At 72.4% G+C, this 24,976-nt stretch carries 22 protein-coding genes and 1 pseudogene; 7 read left to right on the top strand and 16 right to left on the bottom strand.

The genetic code is table 11. The annotated features are described in order from the left end of the window. Positions 1-1,556 precede the first annotated feature (1,556 nt). On the top strand, positions 1,557-2,291 hold the full coding sequence (locus tag BXU09_RS21020; RefSeq protein WP_168174640.1) for a DUF4157 domain-containing protein: 735 nt from the start codon (positions 1,557-1,559) through the stop codon (positions 2,289-2,291). A gap of 174 nt (positions 2,292-2,465) precedes the next feature. Here the strand turns inward: BXU09_RS21020 and BXU09_RS15865 are convergent, their stop codons facing one another. The 3 genes from BXU09_RS15865 to BXU09_RS21015 form a co-directional block, all read right to left on the bottom strand. Beyond that, positions 2,466-3,263: a tryptophan 2,3-dioxygenase family protein gene (locus BXU09_RS15865; protein WP_078305354.1), complete on the bottom strand. Its 798-nt coding sequence runs from the start codon at positions 3,261-3,263 to the stop codon at positions 2,466-2,468. A gap of 53 nt (positions 3,264-3,316) precedes the next feature. After that, positions 3,317-4,633, bottom strand: a complete 1,317-nt coding sequence (gene kynU, locus BXU09_RS15860; protein WP_078305298.1) for a kynureninase — start codon at positions 4,631-4,633, stop codon at positions 3,317-3,319. Positions 4,634-4,729: 96 nt separating this feature from the next. Continuing rightward, entirely contained in the window at positions 4,730-4,876 is a 147-nt protein-coding gene (locus BXU09_RS21015) for a hypothetical protein (protein ID WP_168174639.1), read from the bottom strand. 51 nt (positions 4,877-4,927) lie between these two features. Between BXU09_RS21015 and trxA the strand changes: the two genes are divergently transcribed. Together trxA and BXU09_RS20390 are read left to right on the top strand one after the other, a co-directional pair. Further along, complete coding sequence (trxA, locus tag BXU09_RS15855) at positions 4,928-5,356, top strand: thioredoxin (protein ID WP_078305297.1); 429 nt, start codon at positions 4,928-4,930, stop codon at positions 5,354-5,356. A gap of 138 nt (positions 5,357-5,494) precedes the next feature. Continuing rightward, the gene (locus tag BXU09_RS20390; protein ID WP_144012282.1) at positions 5,495-6,106 is read left to right on the top strand and encodes a hypothetical protein; all 612 of its coding nucleotides are present in this window, start codon (positions 5,495-5,497) and stop codon (positions 6,104-6,106) included. A gap of 144 nt (positions 6,107-6,250) precedes the next feature. Here BXU09_RS20390 and BXU09_RS15845 read toward each other — a convergent pair whose 3' ends face one another. Next, positions 6,251-6,547, bottom strand: coding sequence for a metal-sensitive transcriptional regulator (locus BXU09_RS15845; RefSeq protein ID WP_078305295.1), 297 nt, complete (start codon positions 6,545-6,547; stop codon positions 6,251-6,253). 113 nt (positions 6,548-6,660) lie between these two features. Beyond that, positions 6,661-6,984: a GNAT family N-acetyltransferase gene (locus tag BXU09_RS15840; protein WP_078305294.1), complete on the bottom strand. Its 324-nt coding sequence runs from the start codon at positions 6,982-6,984 to the stop codon at positions 6,661-6,663. Between the two features lie 126 nt (positions 6,985-7,110). Between BXU09_RS15840 and BXU09_RS15835 the strand changes: the two genes are divergently transcribed. From BXU09_RS15835 to BXU09_RS15820, 4 genes are all read left to right on the top strand, one after another. Beyond that, the gene (locus BXU09_RS15835; RefSeq protein ID WP_078305293.1) at positions 7,111-7,878 is read left to right on the top strand and encodes a type 1 glutamine amidotransferase domain-containing protein; all 768 of its coding nucleotides are present in this window, start codon (positions 7,111-7,113) and stop codon (positions 7,876-7,878) included. Beyond that, positions 7,875-8,180, top strand: a complete 306-nt coding sequence (locus BXU09_RS15830; RefSeq protein ID WP_078305292.1) for a putative quinol monooxygenase — start codon at positions 7,875-7,877, stop codon at positions 8,178-8,180. Before BXU09_RS15835 ends, BXU09_RS15830 begins: the two co-directional genes overlap by 4 nt. 230 nt (positions 8,181-8,410) lie before the next feature. After that, entirely contained in the window at positions 8,411-9,718 is a 1,308-nt protein-coding gene (locus tag BXU09_RS15825; RefSeq protein ID WP_078305291.1) for a hemolysin family protein, read from the top strand. Beyond that, positions 9,715-11,004, top strand: coding sequence for a hemolysin family protein (locus BXU09_RS15820; RefSeq protein ID WP_078305290.1), 1,290 nt, complete (start codon positions 9,715-9,717; stop codon positions 11,002-11,004). The genes BXU09_RS15825 and BXU09_RS15820 overlap by 4 nt, the downstream gene beginning before the upstream one ends. Before the next feature lie 62 nt (positions 11,005-11,066). On the opposite strand, the gene cobU is transcribed toward BXU09_RS15820, so the two are convergent. The 11 genes and pseudogenes from cobU to BXU09_RS15765 form a co-directional block, all read right to left on the bottom strand. Then, a complete protein-coding gene (gene cobU / locus BXU09_RS15815) occupies positions 11,067-11,594 on the bottom strand; it encodes a bifunctional adenosylcobinamide kinase/adenosylcobinamide-phosphate guanylyltransferase (protein ID WP_078305289.1) in 528 nt (175 codons plus the stop codon). Further along, a complete protein-coding gene (locus BXU09_RS15810; RefSeq protein ID WP_144012281.1) occupies positions 11,591-13,009 on the bottom strand; it encodes a cobyric acid synthase in 1,419 nt (472 codons plus the stop codon). Before BXU09_RS15810 ends, cobU begins: the two co-directional genes overlap by 4 nt. Continuing rightward, positions 13,002-14,051: a histidinol-phosphate transaminase gene (locus tag BXU09_RS21205; RefSeq protein ID WP_240501416.1), complete on the bottom strand. Its 1,050-nt coding sequence runs from the start codon at positions 14,049-14,051 to the stop codon at positions 13,002-13,004. The genes BXU09_RS15810 and BXU09_RS21205 overlap by 8 nt, the downstream gene beginning before the upstream one ends. Before the next feature lie 70 nt (positions 14,052-14,121). Beyond that, positions 14,122-14,964: pseudogene (gene cbiB, locus BXU09_RS21200) on the bottom strand (adenosylcobinamide-phosphate synthase CbiB); the annotation flags it as partial. Next, positions 14,961-16,310 (bottom strand): cobyrinate a,c-diamide synthase, encoded by a 1,350-nt coding sequence (locus BXU09_RS15795; RefSeq protein ID WP_078305352.1) that lies wholly within the window; start codon positions 16,308-16,310, stop codon positions 14,961-14,963. The pseudogene cbiB and the gene BXU09_RS15795, both read right to left, overlap by 4 nt. Positions 16,311-16,354: 44 nt before the next feature. Then, positions 16,355-18,220 (bottom strand): VWA domain-containing protein, encoded by a 1,866-nt coding sequence (locus BXU09_RS15790; RefSeq protein ID WP_240501415.1) that lies wholly within the window; start codon positions 18,218-18,220, stop codon positions 16,355-16,357. Positions 18,221-18,239: 19 nt separating this feature from the next. Further along, positions 18,240-18,635, bottom strand: a complete 396-nt coding sequence (locus BXU09_RS15785; protein ID WP_078305286.1) for a type II toxin-antitoxin system VapC family toxin — start codon at positions 18,633-18,635, stop codon at positions 18,240-18,242. Beyond that, positions 18,632-18,874: a type II toxin-antitoxin system prevent-host-death family antitoxin gene (locus tag BXU09_RS15780; RefSeq protein ID WP_078305285.1), complete on the bottom strand. Its 243-nt coding sequence runs from the start codon at positions 18,872-18,874 to the stop codon at positions 18,632-18,634. Before BXU09_RS15780 ends, BXU09_RS15785 begins: the two co-directional genes overlap by 4 nt. Before the next feature lie 43 nt (positions 18,875-18,917). Then, entirely contained in the window at positions 18,918-23,309 is a 4,392-nt protein-coding gene (cobN, locus tag BXU09_RS15775) for a cobaltochelatase subunit CobN (RefSeq protein WP_078305284.1), read from the bottom strand. After that, positions 23,306-23,965, bottom strand: a complete 660-nt coding sequence (bluB, locus tag BXU09_RS15770) for a 5,6-dimethylbenzimidazole synthase (protein WP_240501413.1) — start codon at positions 23,963-23,965, stop codon at positions 23,306-23,308. Before bluB ends, cobN begins: the two co-directional genes overlap by 4 nt. After that, positions 23,962-24,975 (bottom strand): high frequency lysogenization protein HflD, encoded by a 1,014-nt coding sequence (locus tag BXU09_RS15765; RefSeq protein ID WP_078305351.1) that lies wholly within the window; start codon positions 24,973-24,975, stop codon positions 23,962-23,964. The genes bluB and BXU09_RS15765 overlap by 4 nt, the downstream gene beginning before the upstream one ends. Position 24,976: the final 1 nt, after the last annotated feature.

Below are 24,976 nucleotides of genomic sequence, written 5' to 3'. Positions count from 1 at the left end.
CGTCCGGCGAGACTGGGCAGCCCGGTCTGCGGGAACCGGAGGTTCCGGTCAGAGGCCCCGCCCCTTCCGTTCCCACCGTGGAAGGGCCGGTACTCCCGGCCGAACCCCTCGCGGCGGACGGCCGGGCGGCGCCGGAATCAGAGCCCGGTGCGCCGGACCCTGCGCCCCCGACGCTCATGCCCCACGCACTTCCGGGACCCGTTGCCCCCGTGTCGGCCCTGCCCGTTCCAGTTTCTCCAGGGCCAGTTTCTCCGGTGCCAGTGTCTCCGGGTCCAGGTTCTCCGGGGCCTGTCATCCCCGCCCCCATGCCGGTCGCCCCGACTGCGGGGGCCGCGCGGCCGGGCCTGCCACCGCCGCCCCTTGCGCACGTTGACCCCCGGCGTGACCCAGGGGTCGCCGCGCCAGCACTGGTCATCCCGGAACCCCTGCCAGTCGCGCTGCTTCCCTCAGCGGTCATACGGCCCCCGGTGCCCGGCAGTGGGGCAACAACACGTCCAGAGCCCTCCCACACCCTGACCGGTCCGCCCGCAGTCGGCGGTCCGGCAGCCCCGGCCAGTCGGGTGGGCGCCCTGGCCCGTCCCGCCGCCCACCCGACCGAACCAGGGCCGCCACCCGGGTGGCCGGTGATTCACGTCCCGTCGTGGGAACCGGCATGGCCCTCGCCTGCCATATTACCGGCCCCTGTCCCGGCGGTTGTGGTCGAACGCGCAACCCTGACCCCCTCTCCCGTGGCGACGGCGCCAGGGGCCAGACCTGCGCCGCAGGACGGTCCGGGAACAGACCCGGTGCCCGTGGCCGTCCTGCCCTCAGAATTCCCGGCCGCCAGAGTCCTGGCTGCAGGAGTCCGGGCCGAGACTGGCTTCCCCAGTTCTGCCCCGGTCCCGCACCGGATGGACTTCGTGGGTGCGCCGCTGGCCGACGCGCCGTCCGCCCTTCAGGCGCCGCTGGCGAGGCTGGCAGCCGCGGCCGGCCCGGTCGTCCCGACCCGTGAGGGGGCCCCGCAGCACCGGGAAGCAGAAGCCGGGCCCCGCGCCGGGGGGCTGTCGCCAGCATCCGTGTCAGCGTCCCTCCCGCATGACCGGCCGGAACGACTGACCGGCCCGGACGCCGCTCGACCCCTCCCGACCCCACCTCCGACCGGGTCGCCGGTCACGACGGGCGCCGTGGCGACGCGGCCGGTACCGACCCTTCCGTCGCCCTTCCCGGCGCTGTCCCTGTCCCAGGAAAACCCGGAGGGTCGGACTGGTCTGACCCAGGGTCCACCTGCCTGGGCTGCCGCGCTCCCTGACTTCCTGGCACCCGCCTACCGGGAGCCCGTGGGGGCAGTCGCGCCGGCGTCGGGCCCGTCCGGTTCCCCGGCGCTGCGGGATCTGGCGGCCGCCCTCCCAGTCGCCGGTCCTGTCGCGGTGGCAGTCCCGCCGCCGTCCGGCGAGGACTGGCCCTCCCTGCCACGCGGCCGGGATGACGGGTCAGTTCTCTCCCCCGCCATTCCTCCTTCCCTCGCCACTCCGGCAGGCAGCCCGGTTCAGCGGCTGTCGCAGGCGCTTCAGGCGGCAGTGCGGCAGGACGGACACGGGCAACCGCTGGCACCGGGCGCGCAGGCGACCCTGGCCCGGCTGATGGGGACGTCCGTGGCGGACGTGCGGGTCATCCGGAACGTGAACGTCCTTCCCGCGTTGCAGGCGGCGCGGGCCGAGGCACTGACGGTGGGCCGCACGGTGTTCCTGTCGCCGGACACGCGGCTGGACACACCGGCCGGAGCGGCGCTGGCCGCGCACGAGATGACGCACGCACTCCGGCGCGATCAGGGGTCGTTCGTGCCCGAGGTGCTGCGCCGCGCGGCCGGCCCGGCCCGCCCGGACGCACACGACGAGGAGGGCGTGGCCCTGGCGACCGAGCACGCCGCGCACCCGGCGACCGGACCGCTGCGCCTGCCGGGCATTCCCGCTCCGTGGGAACCGCTGCCCTGGGAGGCCGACCCGTCCCCACCCGCCCCGGCGCCCCGTCCGGCGGCGACGTCGGTCACGCCCTCGCCCATCCGACCCTCCCCGGCCCCGCCGACGGCCCTGCCGTCCATGCCGCCGCCCCCACCGGCTGGTGGAGCGTGGGTGCACGCGGCGGCCGTGGACCGGCCCGCGGCTCCGGCTCCGGCCGCCGCGGAGCGTCAGGGCGACGGCGCGGCGGTGGGACGCCGCGCGCCGGTGGCCGCGGCGGTGGACCTCGATCAGGTGGCGCGTGAGGTGTACGCACGGCTGCGGGAGCGGCTGAGTACCGAACTGCGCCGCGTGTGACGGCGCGGGGCTATCCCCCGGCCGTCCACGACGCCTCCCCGGCGGGATCACCGGCGCCGGGTCGCGTGCCGGAGGCCGGAATCCGGATGGCTTCTACCCGCTCTGCGGGGCAGCTCTACGAGTCGCATCCGCTCCGATTGAATAGCTTGCAGAGCCGTTCAATCGGAGTCCTCGTTAGAGGCGGGTGCGGACCTCCCACAGTTCCGGGAACAGCACGGTTTCCAGGGCGCGGCGCAGGTACCCGGCCCCGCTGGTTCCGCCGGAGCCGCTCTTGAAGCCGATAGTGCGTTCCACGGTGGTCAGGTGGTTGAAGCGCCAGCGGCGGAAGTTGTCCTCGACGTCCAGCAGCTTCTCGGCCAGTTCGTACAGGTCCCAGTAGGTGTCGGGCTGGCGGTACACGGTGATCCAGGCGTTCAGCACGTCCTCGTTCAGGGTGGGCGGCAGGGTGAGGTCGCGGGCCAGCACTTCCGGGGGAACCGGCAGGCCCCGCGCGGCGAGCAGGCGCAGCGTCAGGTCGTACACGCTGGGAGTCTGGAGCGCCTCGGTCAGCGGGCCGTGCAGGTCCGGGCGGTGCTCGTGCGGGCGGGCCAGGACCGCGTGCCGGTTCCCGAGCAGGAATTCCACCATCCGGTACGAGGCGCTCTGGAAGCCAGACGCCTGCCCGAACGCGCTGCGGAACGACAGGTAATCGGCGGGGGTCATGGTCTTCAGGACTTCCCAGGCGTTCGTGAGCTGCTCTTGGGCGCGCACCACGCGGGTCAGGCCCTTGAGGGGCGCGTCCGTGATGCCCTGCGCCAGTTGGTCCATCGCGGCTCGCAGCTCGCGGATGATCAGGTCCAGCCACACCTCCGAGACATGATGCACGGCGATGAACAGGTGCTCATCGTGCGCGTCCGTGACGGGCCGGTGCGCGCTTTTCAGGATGTCGAGTTGCAGGTAGTCGCCGTAGCTGAGGCTACGGGTGAAGTCCATGTACGCCTGCTCGGGGGCGTCCCGGTCCGGCGCTCCGGGACGGTCGGGGGCACTCACGCGCGGGCCTCCAGCGCGGCCTGCACGCCCGCCACGGCGCGCGCCACGTCAGCGTGCGAGTGGTACAGCGGCGTGAACCCGAAGCGCAGGATGTCCGGCGTGCGGTAATCGCCGATCACGCCGCCCCCGATCAGGTCCGCCATGACCTCACGCGCCTGCGGGTGCCGGTAACTGACCTGCGAGCCGCGCCGCGCGTGCTCGTGCGGCGTGACCAGCGTCAGCGGGAAGCGGGCGCACAGCGGCTCCATCAGGCGAATGAAGGTGTCGGTCAACGACAGGCTCTTGGCGCGCAGCGCGTGCAGGTCCACGCCCGCGAACACGTCCAGGGCGCTGTCCAGGGCACTCAGACTCAGGACCATCGGCGTGCCCGGCACGAAACGGCGCGCGCCGGGCGCGGGCGTGAACGCACGGTCCATCTCGAACGGATCGGCGTGCCCCATCCACCCGCTGATCGCCACGGGGGCCGCGTTCACGGCGCCCAGGTGCCGCTCTGAGACGAACAGGAAGGACGGCGCGCCGGGGCCGCCGTTCAGGAACTTGTACCCGCAGCCCACCGCGAAATCCGCGCCCGCGCCGCGCAGGTCCACCGGGAACGCCCCGGCCGAGTGCGCCAGGTCCCACACGGTCAGGACGCCCGCCGCGCGCGCCTGCGCCGTGATGGCCGCCATGTCCAGGCGGCGGCCCGTGCGGTAGTCCACCTCGGTCAGCAGCAGCGCCGCCACGTCCGCCGTCAGGTGTTCGCCCAGCGCGTCGGGGTTGACGCGCCGCAACTCGTACCCGCCGCCCAGCAGGTCCAGCAGTCCCTGTGCGATGTACAGGTCGGTGGGGAAGTTCTCGGCGTCCGTCAGGATCACGCGGCGGCCCGCCGGGGCCAGTTTCAGCGCGGCGGCCAGCACCTTGAAGGTGTTCACGCCCGTCGTGTCCGTGACCGCCACCTCGTGCGGGAGCGCGCCGATCAGCGGGGCGATCTTCGCGGCCACGCGGTCCGGCAGGTTCATCCAGTCGCGCCCCTCTCCGGCCCCGGCACTCCACGAGCGGATCAGGGCGTCGCCCCACTCCTGCGCCGCGACCTGCTGCAACCGCTCCGGCACGGCGCGCGGCAGCGCCCCCAGGCTGTTGCCGTCCAGGTACACCACGCCGCCCGGTAACATGAACTCGTCGCGCTTGCGGGCCAGCGGGTCGCGGGCGTCCAGGTCCAGCAGGTCGGTGGGAATGGCGGCCCCGGTCAGCGCCGCATTGATCCGCGCGTGCAAGGAGGTGGGCTGAGGCTGGGCGGTCTGGACATCAGTGTTCGTCGCATCAATATTCGTCATGGCAACTCCTGGAAGGAACCGGGCGGCCGTACCGTCAGCGCCGCACGCAGCGCGCGGGCGACAGGACCAGCCGTCAGAATGTGGGGCAGAGGTGAATCAGGGCAGGTTCAGAGCGGCGCTCAGGGCCGCGTGCCGGGTGCGGCGCATCGGGCGGCCCAGGTTCGCGCACCACCAGTCGTGCAGCGCCCGCGCGATCTCATTCGCGCCGGGACGGACCAGCCAGGAGTGACGGGGCGACCTCATCAAGCGGCAGTATGCCACGCACGCCCCCGCCCCTGCCGTACCCTGAAAGGCATGAGCGACATTCTGACCTGCGCCCACTGCGGCGCCAGAAACCGCGTGCAGACCGTCCCGGACGCACAGGTACCCGTGTGCGCCCGCTGCGGCCAGCCGCTCCCGTGGCTGGTCACCGGCACCGACGCGACCTTCACGCAGGACATCCGGGCGTCCGTGCCGGTCATCGTGGACTTCTGGGCCCCCTGGTGCGGCCCGTGCCGCGTGATCGCCCCCGCCCTGGAAGCACTTGCGCAGGAACGCGCCGGGAAACTCAAGGTCGTGAAGGTGAACGTCGACGACCACCCGCAGGCCCCCGGCCTTCACGCCGTGCAGGGCATCCCCACCCTACTGGTCTTCCGGGACGGCGAGGTCGCCGGGCGTCAGGTCGGAGCCGTAGGCCTGCCCGAACTGCGGGCGTGGCTGGAACGCAGCGTGCCCACGAAGTAACTGGAAAGCGCAAGAAGCATTCTGAACCGAAGAGAATGGCACAGAAAGACTCTGGCTTTTGATTGTCATTCCCCACTGATAACGAGGCTATTGATCAATATTTTTCAAGGCGGAAATGAAATGAGATTCAGGCCCTTAATGCCCATCGTTCTCCTTGCTTTTCTCATGCAGACTGCTCCCGCCAGGAGCGGCAGCTTGTTACATCGGACAGGAATTGAACTATCTTCAGCGCGGCTAAAAGTCATCGAACAGATCAAGGTCGATGCGAATAAAGACCTGCCAGCCAGCTTTACGCATCATCTTAACTATCAAATCTGGAAGGATCATCCTGCTTACATCGGGATGGGCTTACAGGATGGAGACAGAGTCGCCACTTACTCCCTGAGCACATTTACACGTGCTGGCGGACTGCTCAAACTGCAAAACCGTTTACGGGAAATCTACAACGATGAAAGCATTCGCATAGAGGGGCTACAGAGTGGTTTGACCTGGGGAGAGGGTATGACCGCACTCCTGGTTCTGTTTGAGGCAGGAAAGCTGGGGATCATGCCCCCGATACAGGGCGGAGGATTGTCAGGGGCTGACGGCCGCCTCATGGTCAGGCTCTACGACATGAAGGATGCCGAGCAGACTGTCGCCATATTGACTTATATCGGAATAGACCCCGAGATGGTTAGCTTCGAAATCGATCCGCTTAAAGGCAGAGCCACCAGCACTGGAGAAGATTCCTTAAAGAAAGCTGGCCATTGAGTACCTTTTCCGCCCATTGGATCGATGGGGATGGGAACAAAGTCCTGTCAGGTCTTTTTGCCTATTCGAAAACCCTCTCTCTCGGATCAGGCATGGTTCGCCATTCGCCGTTCGCTTTGCCCGCAACAGGTCAGGAGGCCCGGCTCAACGGCGGAGCAGTTTCACGGCGCGGACGACGTCCTGCGGCGTGACGGCCTCGCCGGGACGGGCGCGGCAGCCTCCGGCGTACTGTTCGAGGATCTGCTCGCCGGCCGCGTCCAGGGCGCTGCGTACGCCGCTGAGTTGGGTGAGGATGTCGTGGCAGTCGCGGCCTTCCTCGATCATGCGTTGCAGGCCGCGCACCTGTCCCTCGATGCGGCGCAGGCGCAGCAGGACGCGGGTGTCGGTTTCGGTCAGGGGGGGCGCGGGGGTCGGGGGGTCGGGGGGCGTGTGGGTGGTCATGGTGCGTGTGGACTCCTGTGCGGCGGGAACGGTGGGCGGCCCGGCCGGGCGGCCTCGGTGTCCGGTAGCATACTCCGGGGGGGCATGTGCTGGGTGTGTTCCCGCGTGGGCGCTCAGAGTTTGAACACGCCGCGCTGTTCGGGCTGCACGAGGTTCACGTACTCGCGGTGTTCGCGGATGTACGCAGCGATGAAGGGGCACATGGGGACGGCGTGTTTGCCCTGGGCTCGGATGTCGTCGAGGGCAGCGCGGGCCAGCAGGCTGCCCAGGCCCTCGCCCTCGTGGCCCTCGTTGATTTCGGTGTGGGGGAGCATGACGGCGTGGTCGCCGGCGGGGCGGAATTCCGCGAAGCCGAGCAGGGTGCCGGCCTTGTCGGTCAGTTCGTAGCGGTGGGTGTCGTCGTTGCGGTGGACGGTGGGGGCGTGGTCGTGGGTCATGGGGTCAGTATGTCCGGGTGGGCATGGCCCGCTGCATGAGGATTCGTTCATGAGCCGCCCCTGCTTTGCTTGGCAAAGTGATTCGGATGACAGAGCTCTCATGAAACCTGACATAGGGTGGCTCACATGACCAAGCAGATTCTCGTCGTGATGTCCAGCGAAAGCCAGCTGCCCATGCAGGAAGGCAAGACCCACGCCACCGGCTTCTACCTCAACGAGTTCGGCGTGCCCGCCCATAAACTCGTGCAGGAAGGCTACTCCCTGACCATCGCCACGCCCAGAGGGAACCGCCCCGCCCTGGACGCCAGCAGCGACACCAAGGACCTGTTTAAGAACGAGGAAGAGTACGAGCAGATCAAGGCCTTCGTGAACGAGACCCTCAGCGGCCCCATCGCGAAACTCGCGGACGTGACCGCCAACCTCGACCAGTTTGACGCCGTGTTCCTGCCCGGCGGGCACGCCCCCATGATCGACCTGATGAGCGACGCCGACCTCGGCACCGTGCTGCGCCACTTCCATGAGAAGGCCCAGCCCACCGCGCTGATCTGCCACGCACCTGTCGCCCTCCTGGCCGCGCAGCAGGACGCCGCCGCGTACCAGCAGACGCTGCAGGGCGGCCAGACCCCCACCGCCAGCAGCTTCATCTACAGCGGCTACAAGGCCACCGTGTTCAGCACGCCCGAGGAGAAGGACGCCGAGCAGGGCTTCGAGGCGCCCATGCAGTACTACCCGGAAGACGCCCTGAGCGCCGCCGGCATGACCCTGCACAACGGCGCCAAGTGGACCAGCAACGTCGTCCGTGACCGCGAACTGATCACCGGCCAGAACCCCATGAGCGACGACGAGTTCGTGACCATCCTGCTGGGTGCCCTGAAAGAGAAGGCCAGCGCATGAGCGTCATCGCCGTTCACGCCATCATCGTGCCGAAACCCGAATTCGTGGACGTCGTCGAGAAGGAAATGATGACCATGGTTCAGGCCAGCCGCCAGGAGGAAGGCAACCTGCGCTACGACCTGCTGAAGGAAGTCAAGGACGGCGTGACCCGCTACCACGTGCAGGAACGCTACCGCGATCAGGCCGCCGTGCAGGCGCACCGTGACAGCGCCCACTACCAGGCGTACCGCGCCAGGGCTGGCGACTGGTTCGCGCAGGCGCCCGAGGTGACGGTCCTGACCGAAGTCGACGTGGCTGGCTGAACCCCTGCCTGCCTGCCCCGCACTGCCCTCCGGCGGTGCGGGGTTTTTGCGCGGCCACACGCGCTCCACGCCCGCAGTGTGAAAGCAACACCAAGAGGTCAGGGCGCGGCCCTGCTAGACTGCTCTGGTATGACGCTGCCGCAGAATGACAGCGCCGACCCTCCCAGTTGGCGATCACGGAGACCCTTCACAATCCAGCCCACCGCGCGGTTGCGCCGGAGGAGGCAGCCTTGAGCGCCCTGATCCCCGCGCTGGTGATCCTGCTGATGGTCGCTCTGAACGCCCTGTACGTGGCCGCCGAGTTCGCCACGGTCGGTTCCCGGCGTTCGCGCGTGCAGGAAGCGGCCGAGGGCGGCAACCGTACCGCCGTGGCCCTGCTGAACATCCTTCAGGACCCCAAAAAGATCGACACGTACGTCGCGGCCTGCCAGATCGGCATCACGCTCAGCAGCCTCGTGGCGGGCGCGTACGGTCAGTCGCAGCTCACGCCGCTGTTCACGCCGCTCCTGGGGGCCGTGGGGGGCGAGGTCGCCGCGACCATCACGGTCCTGCTTCTCGTGACCTCGTTGCAGGTCGTGCTGGGTGAACTGCTGCCCAAGACCGTGGCGTTGCGCTACCCGGAGCGGCTGGCACTCGCCACGCTGCGGCCCATGCAGCTGAGCCTGCTGCTGTTCCGCCCGCTGATCGCGCTGTTCAACGGCACGGCCTTCACCATCCTGCGCGCCGCGAAGATGAACACCGAACACAGCCACGCGCACGTCCACTCGCCCGAGGAACTGCAGGACCTTTACCGCGAGAGTGCCGACGGCGGCCTGATCGACGCCAACGAACGCGAGATGCTGGCCGGCGTGCTGAACGTCGAAGACCGCGTGGTCCGTGAGATCATGACCCCCCGCACGCGGGTTCTGACCGTACCCGCCAGCCTCAGCGCCCGGGAGGCCCTGGAACGCCTCGCGCCCAGCGCCTACTCGCGCTTTCCCGTCACGGCCGCCACCAGCGAGATGGGCGGCGAGGACATCGTGGGCGTCGTGCACCTGCGCAGCCTGTACCTGAGCGCCGAACGCGCCCCGCACGCCACCGTGCAGAGCGTCATGCGCGACCCGCTGGTCGTGGCGGAAGTCATGCCCGTCCCGGACCTCTGGCGGCGCCTGCGGGATTCCGGGCGGCACAGCGCCGTCGTGGTCAACGAGTACGGCAGCGTATCCGGCTTCGTGACCCTCGAGGACGCCCTGGAGGAGATCTTCGGTGAACTGCAGGACGAGTTCGACCAGGAGGAAGAACCCATCAGCGTGCAGGGCGACCGCGTCACGGTGCGCGGCGACGTCCTGATCGACGTGCTGAACGGCCGCTTCGACCTGGACCTGCCCACCTACGAGGTCGATACCGTCAGCGGCCTGATCTGGCAGGAACTGGGCCGCCTGCCGCAACCCGGTGATGAGGTCAGCGTCCTGCCCGGCGACCTGATCTTCCGGGTGGACGCCATGGAACGCCGCGCCGTGAAACGCGCCAGCTTCACCCTGACCGGAGAGAGCGCATGACCTACCTGACCCCCATCCTGGTGATCCTGCTGCTGGTCATCCTGAACGGCCTGTTCGTGGCCGCCGAGTTCTCGCTGGTCGCCGCGCGCCGCTCCCGCCTGGAAACCCTGGCCGACCAGGGCAGCGCCAGCGCCCGCACCCTGACCCGCCTGATCGACCAGCCCACCGGCAAGGACGGCTACATCGCCATCGCGCAGCTGGGCATCACGCTCGCCAGCATCGGGCTGGGCATGTACGGCGAGCCGCAGGTGGCCGGGTGGCTGTACGGCCCCTTTGAGAACTGGGGCCTGTCGTACGCGGCGGCCCACACGGCCGGGTTCGTGATCGCCCTGAGTTTCATCACGTTCATGCACGTCGTGTTCGGCGAGATGATCCCCAAGGCGCTGGCCCTCCAGACGCCCGAGGCGGTCAGCGTGCGCGTGCATCCGCTGATGCGGGTGTTCGGGCTGATCTTCCGGCCGTTCGTGTGGGTGCTGGGCGGCCTCGCCCTGGGCCTGATGCGCCTGCTGCGTGTCCGCGAACCCGGCCAGGGCGCCCTGCTGTACACCAGCCGTGAACTGAGCATCATCACCGACGAGAGCGCCGAGAGCGGCCAGATCGGCGAGGTGCAGCGTGACCTGATCCGCAACATCTTCGCGCTGGAGGAACGCACCGCCGAGGAACTCATGACCTCCCGCGCCCGCATGGACGTCCTGAACGTGAACGCCACGCCGGACGACGTGGCCGCCCGCATCACGCAGTCCACCCGCAGCCGCTACCCCGTCTACGAGGACAACCTCGACAGCATCATCGGCGTGCTGCACGTCAAGGACTTCATCCGCGCGCGCGTGTCCGGCCGCAGCCTGCACCTGGGCCGCCTGGTGCGCCCGCTGCCCAGCGTGGCCGCCACCGCCACCGCCGAGGACCTGCTGAGCCTGTTCAAACGCGAGCGGGCGCACTCCGCGCTCGTCGTGGACGAGTTCGGCGGCACGCTGGGCTTCGTGACCATGGACGACCTGATCGAGGACGTCATGGACGAGGAGGACGCCTCCGCCGGCGACTGGATCAAGGTGAACGAGGACGGATCGTACACCGTGGACGGCGAGGCCACGCTGCAGGAACTGCGCGACGACCACGGCCTGCAACTGCACCACGATGAAGTCCTGACCGTCGCCGGCCTGATCCTCACTCAGACCGGCACGCCCCCCGCCGCCGGCGACACCGTGAACGTGCAGGGCCACGACCTGACCGCCGAGGCCGTGCAGGGCCTCAAGATCACCCGTGTCCGCATCCGCCCGCTGGGCTGAGGGCATGGAGCAGAGGGCGCCGCCGGAGGTTCACTCCGGCGGCGCCCTCTGCCCGTCCCGCCCTACTTCAGCCGCAGAGGCAGCCCACTGACGATCAGGTGCGCCTCGTCGCTGGCAGCGGCGGCCCGCTGGTTCACCCAGCCCAGCAGGTCGCGGTAACGGCGGGCCAGAGCGTTGTCGGGCACGATGCCGAAGCCCACCTCGTTCGTCACGAGGACCGTCACGCCGCCGCGTTCGCGGGCGGCGCGCAGCAGGTCGTCGGCGGCGTCCAGCACGGCCTCGTCAGTGTGTCCGGCCAGCATCAGGTTACTGACCCACAGGCTCAGGCAGTCCAGCAACGCGGCGGGCGTGGTCACGGCCCGCAGCGCGGCGGGGACGGCCAGCGGTTCCTCGTGCGTGACCCACCCGGCGGGCCGGTCGGCGCGGTGACGGGCGATGCGGTCCGTCATCTCGTCATCGAAGGCCTGCGCCGTGGCGAGGTACGTGACACCCGGTCCGCTCTGCGCGGCGCGGCGTTCCGCGAACGTGCTCTTGCCACTGCGCGCCCCGCCGGTCACGAACACGATCCGGCCCGCCTCTGACGGCGTCACAGCATCCCCTCGATGACCGACCAGTCCAGCCCGGCGCGCACCTGCGCCGCGATTGTATCCAGGCGGGCGTCCAGCGAGTCCAGACCCGGCGGGAGCGGCAGGCCCGCCCAGCCCAGGAAGCGCTCCAGGTACGCGGGGTTCTCCAGCAGGCCGTGCAGGTACGTGCCGCGCACGTTCCCCTGCCGCCACAGCAGGCCCGGCGCGAGTATCTGCACGCCGCCCCCGGCGCGGGTCTGCCCATGGTGAATCTCGTACCCGGTCAGCGTGAATCCCGTCTCGGGGTCCGTGAAGGTGGTCTGCACGGTCGTCTTGTCCGGCATGAACTCGGTGTGCAGGTCCAGCAGGCCCAGACCGGGGACCCCGGCGCCCGGCACGCGGCCCTCGATGCCGTGCGGGTCGCGGATGGACTGCCCGAGCATCTGAAGGCCGCCACACACGCCCAGCACCGGCACGCCCGCCCCGGCCAGCCGCGTGATTCCGGCCGCCAGTCCGGTCTGCCGCAGCCAGTTCAGGTCGGCGGCCGTGCTCTTGCTGCCCGGAATGATCACGGCCCGCGCGCCCAGTAGTTCGTCCGGGCGGGACACCCAGCGGGCTAGCGGCCCCAGCGGCGCGAACTCGTCGAGGTTACTCACGCGCGGCAGACGCGCAATCGCCACGAAGCCCCCGGCCCCGTCCGGCGTGGCAGCCGCACGCGAGTCCAGCCACACGCCGTCCTCCTCGGGCAGCGTCACGTCCAGCATGGGAATCACGCCCACCGTCGGCACGCCCGTCTGCTCCTGCAACCACTCCGGGGCGGGCGACAGCAGCCGCGCGTCCCCCCGGAAACGGTTCAGGATGAAGCCGCGCAGCAACCCGCGTTCCTCGGGCGTCAGGCAGTGCCAGGTGCCCAGCAGGTGCGCGAACGCCCCGCCCCGGTCGATGTCGGCGGCCAGCAGTACGCCCGCCTGCGCCTCCAGCGCCACGCGCATGTTCACGATGTCACTGCCGCGCAGGTTCACCTCGGCCGGACTGCCCGCCCCCTCGATGACCACCACGTCGAACTCGGCCAGCAGGCTGTGCAGGGCCACCTGCACGTGCGGCCACAGGTGCGCCTTGCGCTCCCGCCACGGCAACTCCGTGATCTCGCGGCTGACCTGCCCCAGCAGCACCACCTGCGAGCGGGTATCCGCCTCGGGCTTCAGCAGCACCGGGTTCATGCGCACGTCTGGCGTGACCCGCGCCGCGCGCGCCTGCACGAGTTGCGCGCGGCCCATCTCCAGTCCGTCCGGCGTGACCCCGGCGTTGTTGCTCATGTTCTGCGCCTTGAACGGCGCGACCCGCAGGCCCTCGTTCGCCAGCGCGCGGCACAGCGCGGCCGTCAGGTAACTCTTGCCCGCGCTGCTCGTGCAGCCCTGCATCATGATCGCCTTACCCATGTCGGCCCCCGCGGCCCAGGCGGGTGCTCAGGGCGCGCAGCAGGGCGGCGTTCTCGCCGGGCAGGCGCGTGCTGACGCGGATGCAGTCCGGCAGGCCGTAACTGGTGCAGTCGCGGACGCGAATGCCGCCCTCGCGCAGGTCGGCAGTGACGGCGGCGGCGTCCCCGACGCGCAGGGTCATGAAGGGCGTGCCCGCGTGCTCGGTGCGGCCCAGGCGGCCCAGGTCGGCGGCCAGTTCGGAGGCGTGAGCGGCGACGCGTGGCAGCGTCTCGGCCAGGAAGCGCGCGCCGTGCGGCAGGGCCGCCAGGACGGCGGCGGTGGCGGCCGTGACGTGCCACGCCGGGGCGAGGTTGTCGAGCGCCGCGACGACCGGCGGCGCGGCCAGGGCGTAGGCGGGGCGCGCGCCGACCATGCCGTGCGCCTTGCCGGGCGAGAGGACGCGCACCAGCGCCGGGTGCCGCGGTGGGACGGGCAGGGCCGTGAAGGGCGCGTACGCCTCGTCCACGATCAGCAGCGCCCCGTCGGCGGCGCAAGTGTCGGCGGCGGCCAGCAGCTCGCCCAGCGTAGGGGCGTGCCCGGTGGGGTTGTGCGGGTACCCGGCGTACACCAGCCGGGTGCGGGCAGGGAGCGTGGCGGGCAGCGCCGGGACGACCTGCACGGACGCGCATTGCAGCGCGGCGGCGCGGGCCAGCTCCCCGAACGGCGCGTGCAGGCTCAGCAGGGTGTCGCCGCTCCCCAGGTAGGCGCGGGTCAGGCGGTGCAGCAGGTCCGAGGCACCGGTCGCGAGGGCCACGCCGTCTGCTTCGGTGGCGTGCCACGCGGCCAGCCGCTCGCGCACGCGGGTGTAGCTGGGGTCCGGGTAGTGGGCGTGATCGGCGTCGCGCACCGCCTGGATCAGGCGGGGGTTCGGGCCGTACGGGTTGGTGTTCACGCTGAAATCCAGGCCCGTGAACGCCTGCGCGTCCGGTCCGCCGTGCGCGGCGCGCGGCAGCAGGGGCGGCAGGCCGGTCGGGGGGTCGGTGGGCATGGGGTCGGTGGTCATGGGCGGCCCCGGTGGGCAGGGCGGGCGGGGGGCGGGGCAGCATCAGGCACAGCGTAGCGAGGATCAGGGTCAGGTGCGCCAGACGACACGCGTCGCGCAGGTCAGAGGCGCCCGGCTCGCGCCCCCCGGGGTTCAGGACATACACGCCACGCTTGTCGAGCCGCACGCCCAGCGCCCCCGCGAATACGCTCATGGGGTGCCCGGCGTTCGGGCTGGTCGTGGCGCGGCGGCCTGAGCGCCACGCGCGGAACGCGGCGCGGCCATCCAGGCCCAGGAGCGGCGCGGCCAGCAGGGCGCACGCGGCGGTCAGGCGGGCCGGGGCGAGGTTCAGCAGGTCGTCGGCGTGCGCGGCGACCTTGCCGGGCCATTCCAGTTCCGGTGTGCGGTAGCCCCACAGGGCGTCGGCGGTGTTCGCGTAGCGGTACAGGGCCGCCAGCGGCAGGCCGCCCGCGCGGTACGCCAGCAGCGGCGCGACCACGCTGTCCGACAGGTTCTCCGCGAGGCTCTCGGCGGCGGCCCCGGCGACCTCGGCGGCGCTCAGGTAGGTGGTGTCGCGGCTCACGAGGTGCCACGCCAACAGGCGGCGCGCTTCCGGCAGGTTGCCCGCGTGCAGGGCCGCCTCGACCTCGCGCACCGCCGAGAGCAGGGCCCGGCGGGCCAGCAGGGGCTTCAGGAGGACGCCCTGCGCGGGCCACGGCAGCCGCGCCGCCGCGCCGCCTGCCAGCGCGGCCAGCGTGGCCCCGCCCGCCCAGCCGAGGCTCCCCTCCAGCAGTTGCGCGGCGGGCGTGGTGGCCTGCCAGCGGCGCCGCGCGGCGTTCAGGTACGAGCCCATCCACACGACCGGATGCCAGCGGGCGGGCGGTTCGCCCAGCGCGTCCAGGGCGAGGGCCAGCAGCAGGGCGCGGCGGCTCATGGACTTCCAGACGGGCGGCACTGGTCCACGAGGCGGCGGGCCAGGGCCGGGTCCGCTCCCAGGTGCAGGTGCAGGTAACTGGCGAGCACGTTCCCGCGCGCGTAGCCCTCGTGGACGGTCGTGCCGTCCGGGGCCTGCCAGCGGTAGGCCGGGTGGGTGGGCGCGTGCGTCAGGACCGAGTGGTGGAACTCGTGACCGCGCAGCGCCGCGCCCGCCGGGGCCAGGGGCGTGTCTTGCAGGGCGTGGGCGTCGCGGTAGCCCAGGGTCAGGCGGGGGGCCATGCGGGTGCGGTCCGGCGTGACGCCGCACATCTCGAAGGTGCGTTCCGGTGTTTCCAGCGAGTGACCCAGGTACATCAGGCCGCCGCACTCGCCGATCACGGGCCGCCCGGACGCCGCAAAATACCGGACAGCGGCGCGCATGGCGGCGTTCGCTTCCAGTTCGGCGGCGTGCGCCTCGGGGTACCCGCCGGGCAGCAGCAGTCCGCCCAGGCCCGGCGGCAGTCCGGCGTCCCGCAGGGGACTGAACGGCACGAGGTCCGCGCCCTGCGCCCGCAGTTCGTCCAGTGCGTCCGGGTACGAGAAGTGAAAGGCCTCGTCGTGCGCCACGCCGATCCGCACCCGCTCGCCCGCCGGGACGGGCGTGGGGGGCGGGAGGGGCAGCGCGGGGGCCTGCGCGGCGGCCAGCAGCGCGTCCAGGCGCAGGAAGCGCGCGGCGTGCAGGGCGTCTGCCGCGTCCCAGGAGGCCTGCTCGGCGCTCAGCAGGCCCAGGTGCCGCGCCGGGAGGTGCAGCCGCTCGTCGCGCGGCACGAAGCCCAGGACCGGCAGGCCCACCTGCGCCAGCGCCGCCTCGCACAGCTGCGCGTGACGTTCGCCGCCCACGCGGTTCAGGATCACGCCCGCCACCCGCACGGGCGGGACCGTCAGCGGCCCGAAGTCCCGCAGGCCGGCGGCCACGGCGGCGGCGGTGCGGGCCATGCCGCCCGCGTCGATCACCAGCACCACCGGGGCGCCCAGCAGGCCCGCCAGATCGGCGGTGGAATGCTCGTCGCTCAGGGGGTCGCGGCCGTCGTACAGGCCCATCACGCCCTCCAGGACGCTCACGTCGGCGGGCGCGGCGGCGCGGGCGAACAGGGCGCGCAGTCGCTCACGCGGCAGCAGGAACGAGTCGAGGTTCCGCGCATCCCGCCCGGCCGCTCGGGTCAGGTGGGTGGGGTCCAGGTAATCCGGCCCCAGCTTGAACGGCTGCACGCGCAGCCCACGGGCACTCAGGGCGAGGCACAGCAGCGAGGCGACGGTCGTCTTGCCGCTGCCGGAGTGCGCGGCGGCGATCACCAGCCGGGGCATGCCGGGGGCCGGCCGGGGAGTGTTCAGGTCAGGGTCGGGGGGGGTCATGGGGTCTCCAGGGACGAGAGATTCAGGGAAGGGTCAGGGTGATGTTCAGGCAGGTGCAGGGGCGCGAGGTCGGCGCCCATCGCGCGGGCCAGTTGCGCGGCGCGGCCCAGTCGCACGCGGCCCGCCTCGGTATCCACGACCAGCGCGGGCACGCCCCGCAGGGCGCGGGCAGCATCAAGTGCCTCGGCCCAGGGGTCCGCGCCGGGCTGCGTGGGCACGTTCGCGCGGCCGTCCGTGAACAGCACCAGCTGCGCGCCGCGCCCCGCGTCCAGGGTCACGCGGGCCAGCCGCAGCGCCTGCGTGAGCGGCGTGCGGCCCCCGGTGGGCGCGGCCTCCACGGCCCGCGCGGCCGCCCCGGCGTCGGCGGTCCAGTCGAGCAGCAGCGTGGCGCCCACGCCCCGGAAGGTGATCAGGGCCGCGCGGTCGGCGTGACCCTGCCCGCCCAGGGCGTCCAGCAGCGCGCCCTTGACGGCGCCCATCCGTCCGGACGCGCCGACGCTGCCGCTGGCGTCCGCGACGAACAGTACCCGGCGGCCCTCCTGCGGGGCCAGGATGGGGGCGCGCAGGTCCGCGCGGGTCAGGGCGGGCCTGTCCGGACCCCCCTCGCCGCTCAGGCCCGCGCGGATCAGGGCGGCGCGCAGCGAGTCCGGCAGGGCCAGCTGCGCCGGGTTCGCGTCCGGGCGACTGCCGGTCACGCGGGGTCGCCCGGCGCGGCCCGCACCACGCGCCCCACCAGCAGGCGGCAGGGTGACGTGCGCGGACACGGGAGCGAACACCTCGCCCGGCGGGTCGCCAGCGGGCGGCAGGTGGTCTCCCCCGTCCGGAGCGTCCGACGTGTGCGGCGACTCGTTCCCGGCTTCCGGGGGGGCCTCACCGTCCGGGGCGTCGCCCGGTGGGTCGGCCGGAGGCTGCGGCGGTTCGGTGGGCGGTGGGGGCGGGGGCGGCAGGTCCGGCGCGTGCGGCGCCCGGCGGTGCGTGAGGACCAGCGGCGCAGCGCGGTCTACGTCGGCCGCCGTGACCGCCGTGCGGCCCTCCAGCGCGGCCAGGGCGCAGGCGGCGCGGTACAGCACCAGATCCGCGCGCAGGCTGCGCACGCCGGCGGCCGCCGCGTGATCGGCAATGCGGATCAGCAGCGCGTCCGGGACGGTCACCTGCGCGAGCCGACCGCGCGCCGCGCCCAGCCGGGCATGCAGGTCCGCCTCTGCCCCGGCCCAGCTGCGCGTGAACGCGGCGGGGTCGGCGTCGAAGGCGAGGCGGCGGCGTACGATCTCGGCCCGCTCGCCCGGCGCGGTGGGCGCCTGCACGTCCACGCACAGCCCGAAGCGGTCCAGGAACTGCGGGCGCAGGCTGCCCTCCTCGGGGTTCATGCTGCCCACCAGCGCGAACCGGGCGGGCGCAGTCACGCTCAGGCCGTCGCGTTCCACGCGGTGAACGCCCATCGCGGCGGCGTCCAGCAGCACGTCCACCAGATGATCCGGCAGCAGGTTCACCTCGTCGATGTACAGCACGCCCCCGTGCGCCTGCGCGATCAGGCCCGGTTTCAGGCGCGCCTCGCCCCGCAGGGCCGCGTCGAGGTCCAGTGTGCCCACCACGCGCTCCTCGCCCGCCCCGAGTGGCAGGTTCACGAACGGGGCCGCGCCCTTCCCGTGCGCCGGAAGCCCCTCCGCGTGCGCTGGAAGCAGGGCCGCCAGCGCACGCGCAGACGTGCTTTTCGCCGCGCCCCGGTCGCCCCGGATCAGCAGGCCGCCCAGCGCGGGCGACACGGCCAGCAGGCTCAGCGCCAGCGTCAGGTCCGGCTGGTGCGCCACCGCCGACAGCGGGAACAGCGGCGCGACTTCCGGAAGGGGTCCGGAGGGGGTCACGCAGCCCTCTTGAAACGGCTCAGGGGGGCGGCAGGACCGGGGCGTGGGCGTAGGCTGTGATGCTGGCATCCACCGTCATCAGCGTGAGCCCGTGCTCGATGGCCTGCGCGACCAGCAGGCGGTCGAAGGGGTCGCGGTGATCCCAGTCGAGCGCTCCGGCGCGCACCGCGTGGGCCGGGGAGATGTCGATCACCTCGGCTCCGAGTCGTGCGGCGACCGCGTGGAAATCCAGCAGCAGCGGGGCGGCTTCCGGGAGGCGGCCACTGCGGTGTTTGATGGAGAGTTCCCAGGCGGTCGCGGCGCTCAGGAGCAACCGGTTGCGGGAATCGAGCAGCGTGGTCTGCCACGCGTCCGGCAGCAGCGCCGGCTGGAGGGTCGCCCACAGCAGGATGTGGGTGTCGAGCAGCAGGTTCACTCCCAGTCCGCCTGTTCCTCGGCGGACAGTGGGCGCAGGGATTCGTGCGCGAAGGCCGCGCCGACCTGAACGGTTCCGGCCAGGAAGCCGAGTTCACGCGCAGCGGCGGGCGCCAGTGGCACCAGCCGGGCGTAGGGTTTTCCGGCCTTGGCGAGAATGATCTCCTCGCCGGCGTGGGCGCGGTCCACGAGGCGGGACAGTTGCGTCTTGGCAGCGTGGATGTTGACAGTCTCCGGCATGGACTAAGCTTAGTCCATCCGGGGCGGTTCAGGGTGACGCGGCTCACGCGCCGCCTCCGCTGGGGCGGGCCGTCTCGCCGCGTTCCTCCAGCAGGCCCTCGCTCTCGACCAGCAGGTTCTGCAGGTCGTGCAGGGTCTCCGGCTGCGGGTTCCACAGGCCCCGGCCCTGCGCTTCCAGCAGGCGGGTGGTGATCGCCTGCAGGGCCCAGGGATTAGAGCGGCGCAGGAACGCCTGGTTCTCCGGGTCCAGCGCGTAGGCCTGCGCCACGCCCTCGTACATGAAGTCGTGCGCGACCTGCGCGGTGGCGTCCAGGCCGAACAGGTAGTCCACGGTGGCCGTCTGCTCCAGGCCGCCCTTGTAGCCGTGCGCGCGGATGCCGCTCAGCCACTTGGGATTCACGACCCGCGAGCGGTACACGCGCAGGGTCTCCTCGCCCAGGTCGCGCACGCGGGCCCGTTCGGGGTTGGAGGTATCCCCGAAGTACCGCAGGGGTTGCGTGCCGCTCAGGTGCCGCACCGAGGCGATCATGCCGCCGAAGAACTGCAGGTAGTCGTCACTGTCGAGGATGTCGTGCTCGCGGTTGTCCTGGTTGTGCAGCACGAGTTGCGTGCCGCCCAGCCGGGCGCGGAAGTCGTCGCGGGCGTCGGTGCCGTGCTCGGCAGCGGTGTAGGCGTACCCGCCCCAGTTCACGAAGGTGCGGGTGAAGTCGCCGTCGCCGGTCCAGTTGCCCTCGTTGATCAGGTCGAGAATCCCGGCGCCGTACGTGCCGGGCGCACTGCCGAACACGCGGTACGCGGCGCGGGCGGCGGCCTGGTCGGGTGGCAGGTCCGCGAGTCGCCCGGCGAGGTCCGCGAGGTACTGGCGGCGCAGCGGGTTCTGGTCCTCCGGTTCGTCGGCGTGCATGGCGGCCTGCACGGCGTCGTCGATCAGGGTGATCACGTGCGGGAAGGCGTCCCGGAAAAACCCGCTGATGCGCACCGTCACGTCCACGCGGGGCCGCCCGAGTTCCGCCAGCGGGATCAGGTCCACGCCCTCCACGCGGCGGCTCTGGGCGTGCCAGCGGGGCCGCGCGCCGATCAGGGCCAGAATCTGCGCGATGTCGTCCCCCTGGGTGCGCATGTTGCTCGTCCCCCACACGCTGATCGCCACGCGCTGCGGCGGGGCGCCGGTCTCCTGCTGGTGGCGGGCGAGGACCTCGCGGGCCAGTCCGCTGCCGACCGTCCAGGCGGCGGGGGACGGCACGGCGCGCGGGTCGACCGCGTAGAAGTTCCGTCCGGTGGGCAGGATGTGCGCCTGCCCGCGTGACGGGGCGCCGCTCGGCCCGGCCGGCACGTACCGCCCGGCGAGGCCCGCCAGGAGGTGCCGGATCTCGTCGGTGGTGGCGTCCAGGTTCGGGCACAGTTCCCGGCAGGCGTACGTCAGGGTGGCGGTCAGCGGGCCGTGGTCGCCGACATTCCCGAGCGTGAGGGCCAGCACCTCGGGAATGCTGGCCGGGTCGAAGTCACGCCCGGCGAGCAGCTGGTACAGGTGCAGGGCCAGTTCGTCGAGCAGTTCCAGCGCGTCCCCGTTCGTCTGAACGGGCCGGCCCGCCAGTTCGCCCAGCCGGGCGGGTGCGTCCAGGCGCGCGCCGGGCCGGTCGAGCAGGCCGCCCAGGTTCAGACCGAGCGCGCCGGCCAGTCCGGCGTGCAGGCCCGGCACGCCCGCGTTCGGCAGGCGTGTCAGGGCGACCAGCATCTCGGGCAGCGCCTCGCCGCGTGGCGGCTGGCCCAGGACGTGCAGGCCGCCCCGGATCTGCGCGCGGCCCAGTTCGCACAGGTACCCGTCGATGTCCTCGAGCAGGTGCGCGACGTCCGGGCCGTTCATCTCGCTGAGCGTGACGGGCACGCCGTCCTCGGTGAATTCGTCGTCCCATTCGTGTACGTGGTCGCCGTGGTCGCGGCGCAGCAGGGTGCCCAGGTCAGTGCCCAGGTCGCTGCGCTGCACGAGGTCCCAGATCTGCCCCTGCAGCAGCGGCAGCTTGGACGGGTCGAGGAGTTCCAGCTGGTAGTACTCGTCGACCAGCGCGGCCAGTTCGGCCAGCGGGCCGTAGGTGTCCGCGCGGGTCAGGGGGGGCGGCAGGTGGTCGAGGATGGTGGCGTGCGCGCGCCGTTTGGCCTGCGTGCCCTCGCCCGGATCGTTGATGACGAAGGGGTAAAACAGCGGCAGGTCGCCCAGCAGGCTGTCCGGGAAGCACGCGGCGCTCAGGCCGACGCCCTTGCCGGGCAGCCATTCCAGCGTGCCGTGCTTGCCGACATGCACGAGCGCGTGCGCGCCGAAGCCCCCGGCGGCGGGGGGCTCGCGCAGCCAGCGGTACAGCGCGTGGTAGTGGTGGGTGGGCGGCAGGTCCGGCGTGTGGTAGATGGCGTCCGGGTCCATGCCGTACCCGCGCGGGGGTTGCAGCGCCACGAACATCTTCCCGAAGTGCAACCCCGCCAGCGCCAGCGAGGTCCCGCTCAGGTACGCCTGTCCGGGCGGGTCGCCCCACTGCTGGCGCATGCGGCGCTGCTGCGCGTCCGGCAGGTCCGCGAACCACGCGGCGTACCGCTCGCGTGGCACCAGGACCGCGCGTTCCAGCTGCGCGGGGGTCAGCAGGGTGGTGTCGTACGTGGCGCGGTCCAGCAGCGCGTGCATCAGTTCGTCGGAGGTCGCGGGCAGGGTGCCCACGTCGTACCCGTCGTCCCGCAGGGCGCGCAGCACGCCCAGCAGCGACGCGGCCGAGTCGAGGCCCACGGCGTTCCCCACCTGCGACGCCTTCGCCGTCGAGTTGGTGAACACGAACGCCACGCGTTTCTCGCTGTTCGGGACGTGCCGCAGCCGCGCGAGCCGCACGGCGATGCCCGCCACGCGCTCGGCGCGTTCCGGGTCCGCGACCAGCCGGGCCGCCGCGTCGCCCGCGCCGTCACCGACGCGTTCCTTGAAGGCGAAGGGCACGCTGATCAGCCGCCCGTCGAATTCCGGCAGGGCCACGTTCATGGCGGTGTCCAGCGGGTTCAGGCCGCGCGCACTGGTCGCCCAGGGACCGCGCGGCCCGCCGGTCGTGAGGCCCTGCACGACCGGCACGCCCAGCCGCGCGAAGGCGCCCACGGCCTCCCCGGCGGGCGTGACCGCTCCTCCCTGAACCTCGGTCATGGCGAAACTCAGGGTGCTGATCACGGCGTCCACGCGCGGCCCGTCCTGGCCGCGCAGCAGCGCCAGGGCGTGCGGGTCGCCGCGTTCGTCGGTGTCGCGCAGGCTGGTCGTGAAGACCGGCAGGGCGTCCGCCCCGGCGTCGTCGAGCGCCGTGACGAGCGCGTCGATGAAGTCCGTGTTGCCGCTCAGGGCGTGCGCGCGGTACAGCAGGATGCCCACCGCCGGGCGGCGCGGGGTGGCCGCGCCGCGCCGGCGTTCCCACTCGGCCAGCGCCTGCGGGGCGTCCAGGCCTTCCGGGAGGTCCGGGTGGTACACGCCGTGCAGCGCCAGCGCCTGCGGGGGCTGCGCGCCGTACGCGGTCAGGCGCAGCGAATCCGAGACGCTCAGCAGCAGTTCGCGCAGGTTCGGCCAGCCGCTCGCCGCGAGGTACGCGCGGGCGGTGTCCAGCACCGGCAGCGGCGCGAGGCTCAGCGCCGCGAGTTCCGGGTCGGGTTCGTTCGTGCCGCTGACCAGCAGCAGCCGCTGCCCGCGCGTCCGGGCGTGCGCCAGCAGACGCGCCGCGCCGGGCACCGCCTCGAAGCGCCCGTGAACGCGCACCAGCACGACCTGCGCCTCGCCGACTGCGCCTGAGAGCAGTGATTGCATCTGCTCCTCGCCGCGCACGCTGCCCAGCGCCACGCCGGTCACCGGGCCGAAATCGGCCGGGAGGGTGTCGCGCGCGGCGCGCAGGTTCAGCAGGTCGGTGTCCGCGTGCGTCAGGAACGCCACGCCGCTCAGGGCCGCCGCGTCGGGCGGGGTCTCCCCTGCCGTCTCCGCCCCCGCCTTCACGTCCGGGTGCATCGGGAGGGGCTGCGTGGCGTCCCAGGTGTAGTAGTTGAAGGCGTACTCGATCAGCTCCGGCGGCAGCGGCAGGAAGCGGTCGGCGCGGATCATCGCCTCGATATGGTCGAAGATCGCGCGGACCAGCCACGCGTCGTTCACCGAGTGGAACCACAGGTCGTGCCCGTCGAACACCAGGTGCGCCACGTTCGCCAGCGAGCACGGCCCCAGGCAGCCACTCTTGGTCAGGTGCAGCGTGTTGCGCAGGCGGCGGCGCACCCACTCGTCCTTGTACACGTCGGCGGGCGCGGCCGGGTAGCCCTTGTCGGTGCGGCCGCAGCAGCAGCCGTGAAAGCAATAGCTCAGGTGACCGCGCCGCCGGGCGACGTTGATGGTGCGGCCGTCGGCGCGGGTCACGCGTTCGCGCGCTGCTACGCGGCGGGTCACGGCGTCACGTCCGTGTCGTGCACGCGCAGCGGCGCTCGGCGCGCCCAGCCGGTCGTTTCCAGCAGCGGGGCGTCCAGGGTCAGGGCCGGCCAGCCCAGGCACAGGTACGCCAGCGGGCGCGTGCCGGGCGGCAGGTCCAGCCGCTCGCCCAGGTCCCCGCCGTCCACGAGGCTCAGCCAGCCCAGGCCTAGGCCCTCGGCGGTGGCGGCCAGCCACGCCAGCGTGACCGCGCAGGCGACGCTGGCCTCCAGCATGCCGCCCAGGCCGCCGGTCCCCAGCACCGGGCCGTCTGGCGGGTCGAGGCTGACCAGCAGGCCCAGCGGCGCGTCCAGGACGCCCTCGAGTTTCAGGGTGTCGTACAGGTCCCTTCGCTCGCCGCTGAAGGTCAGGCGTTCGCGGGCGCGGACCTGCGCGAAACTGGCGTGCACCTGCGCCCGGCGGGCCGGGTCGCGGATCACCGTCACCTGCCACGGCTGGCTCAGGCCCACGCTGGGGGCCACGCGGAAGGCGTCCAGCACGCGCGCCAGCAGCTCGGGCGGGACCGGGTCGGGCCGGAAGTGCCGGTGGTCGCGGCGGGCCTCCATGACCCGCCACAGGGCCGCGCGGTCCTGCACGCTGACCGGCGCAGGCGCGGGCATGGCAGCAGGGACCGTCACGCCGCGCCCGTCAGTCGGCGGCGCAGCACGGCCGCCAGGAACAGCAGGCCCGCCGCGCCGGTCAGGCCGAAGCCCAGCGGCGCGAGGTCCAGCGCCTCCAGGCTCCGCAGACCCGAGAGCGCCGGGAAGTGTTCGGCCGCCCAGGCGCCCAGCGTGACCACGCCCACGACCAGCGCCACCAGACCCGACAGGCCGGTGACCAGCAGGTTGTAGGTGCGCCGCGCGCCGGGCCGGTCGAGTGCCCAGCCGTACGCGTGGGTCATGAACGCGCCGTTCAGGGTGTCGAACAGCGTCATGCCCGCCCCGAACAGCAGCGGCAGCGCCAGGATGCCCGCCCAGCCCAGGCTCTGCTGCCCGGCCTGCCCGGCCAGGGCCAGCAGCGCGATCTCGCTGGCCGTGTCGAAGCCCAGGCCCATCAGGAAGCCCAGCGGCATGACCTGCCACGGGCGGGTGATCAGGCGGGTCAGCGGCGCGATCAGGCGGGCCAGCGGGCCGCCGTGATGGTGCGCGCCGTGCGTTTCGGGGGCGCCGCGCAGCAGCCTCGCCGTGGCCCGCAGGTTCAGGGTCGCCACGACCAGCAGGTACGCGCCCGCCACGAACGGCCCCACCCACCCGCCGAACGTGCCGAGCTGGTCCTGCGCGCCCAGCAGCGCCGCGCCGATCAGGGCCGCCGCGACCGCCATCAGCAGCACCACCGCCGAGTGCCCCAGGCTGAAGTACAGCCCCACGCCGTACGCGGGGCGGCCCAGCGTCAGCAGCCGGCGGACGGTGTTGTCGATCACGGCGATGTGGTCGGCGTCCCAGGCGTGCCGCACGCCCAGCAGGTACGCGCTCAGGCCCAGGCCCCACAGCAGCGGTTGACCCGGCGCGGACAGCGCGAGCAGGGTCAGGCCCGCCGCGTGCAGCGCCAGCACGGCCAGCAGGAACGGCGCGGAGCGGCGCACGCTGTGCCGGGCGCTCAGGCCGCCGGGAACGGCGGGCAGCGGCGCGGGGGCGGGCGGGGCGTCCATC

The organism is Deinococcus sp. LM3, from assembly GCF_002017875.1.
GTDB lineage: Bacteria > Deinococcota > Deinococci > Deinococcales > Deinococcaceae > Deinococcus.
This window is presented reverse-complemented; position numbering and strand designations above follow the sequence as displayed.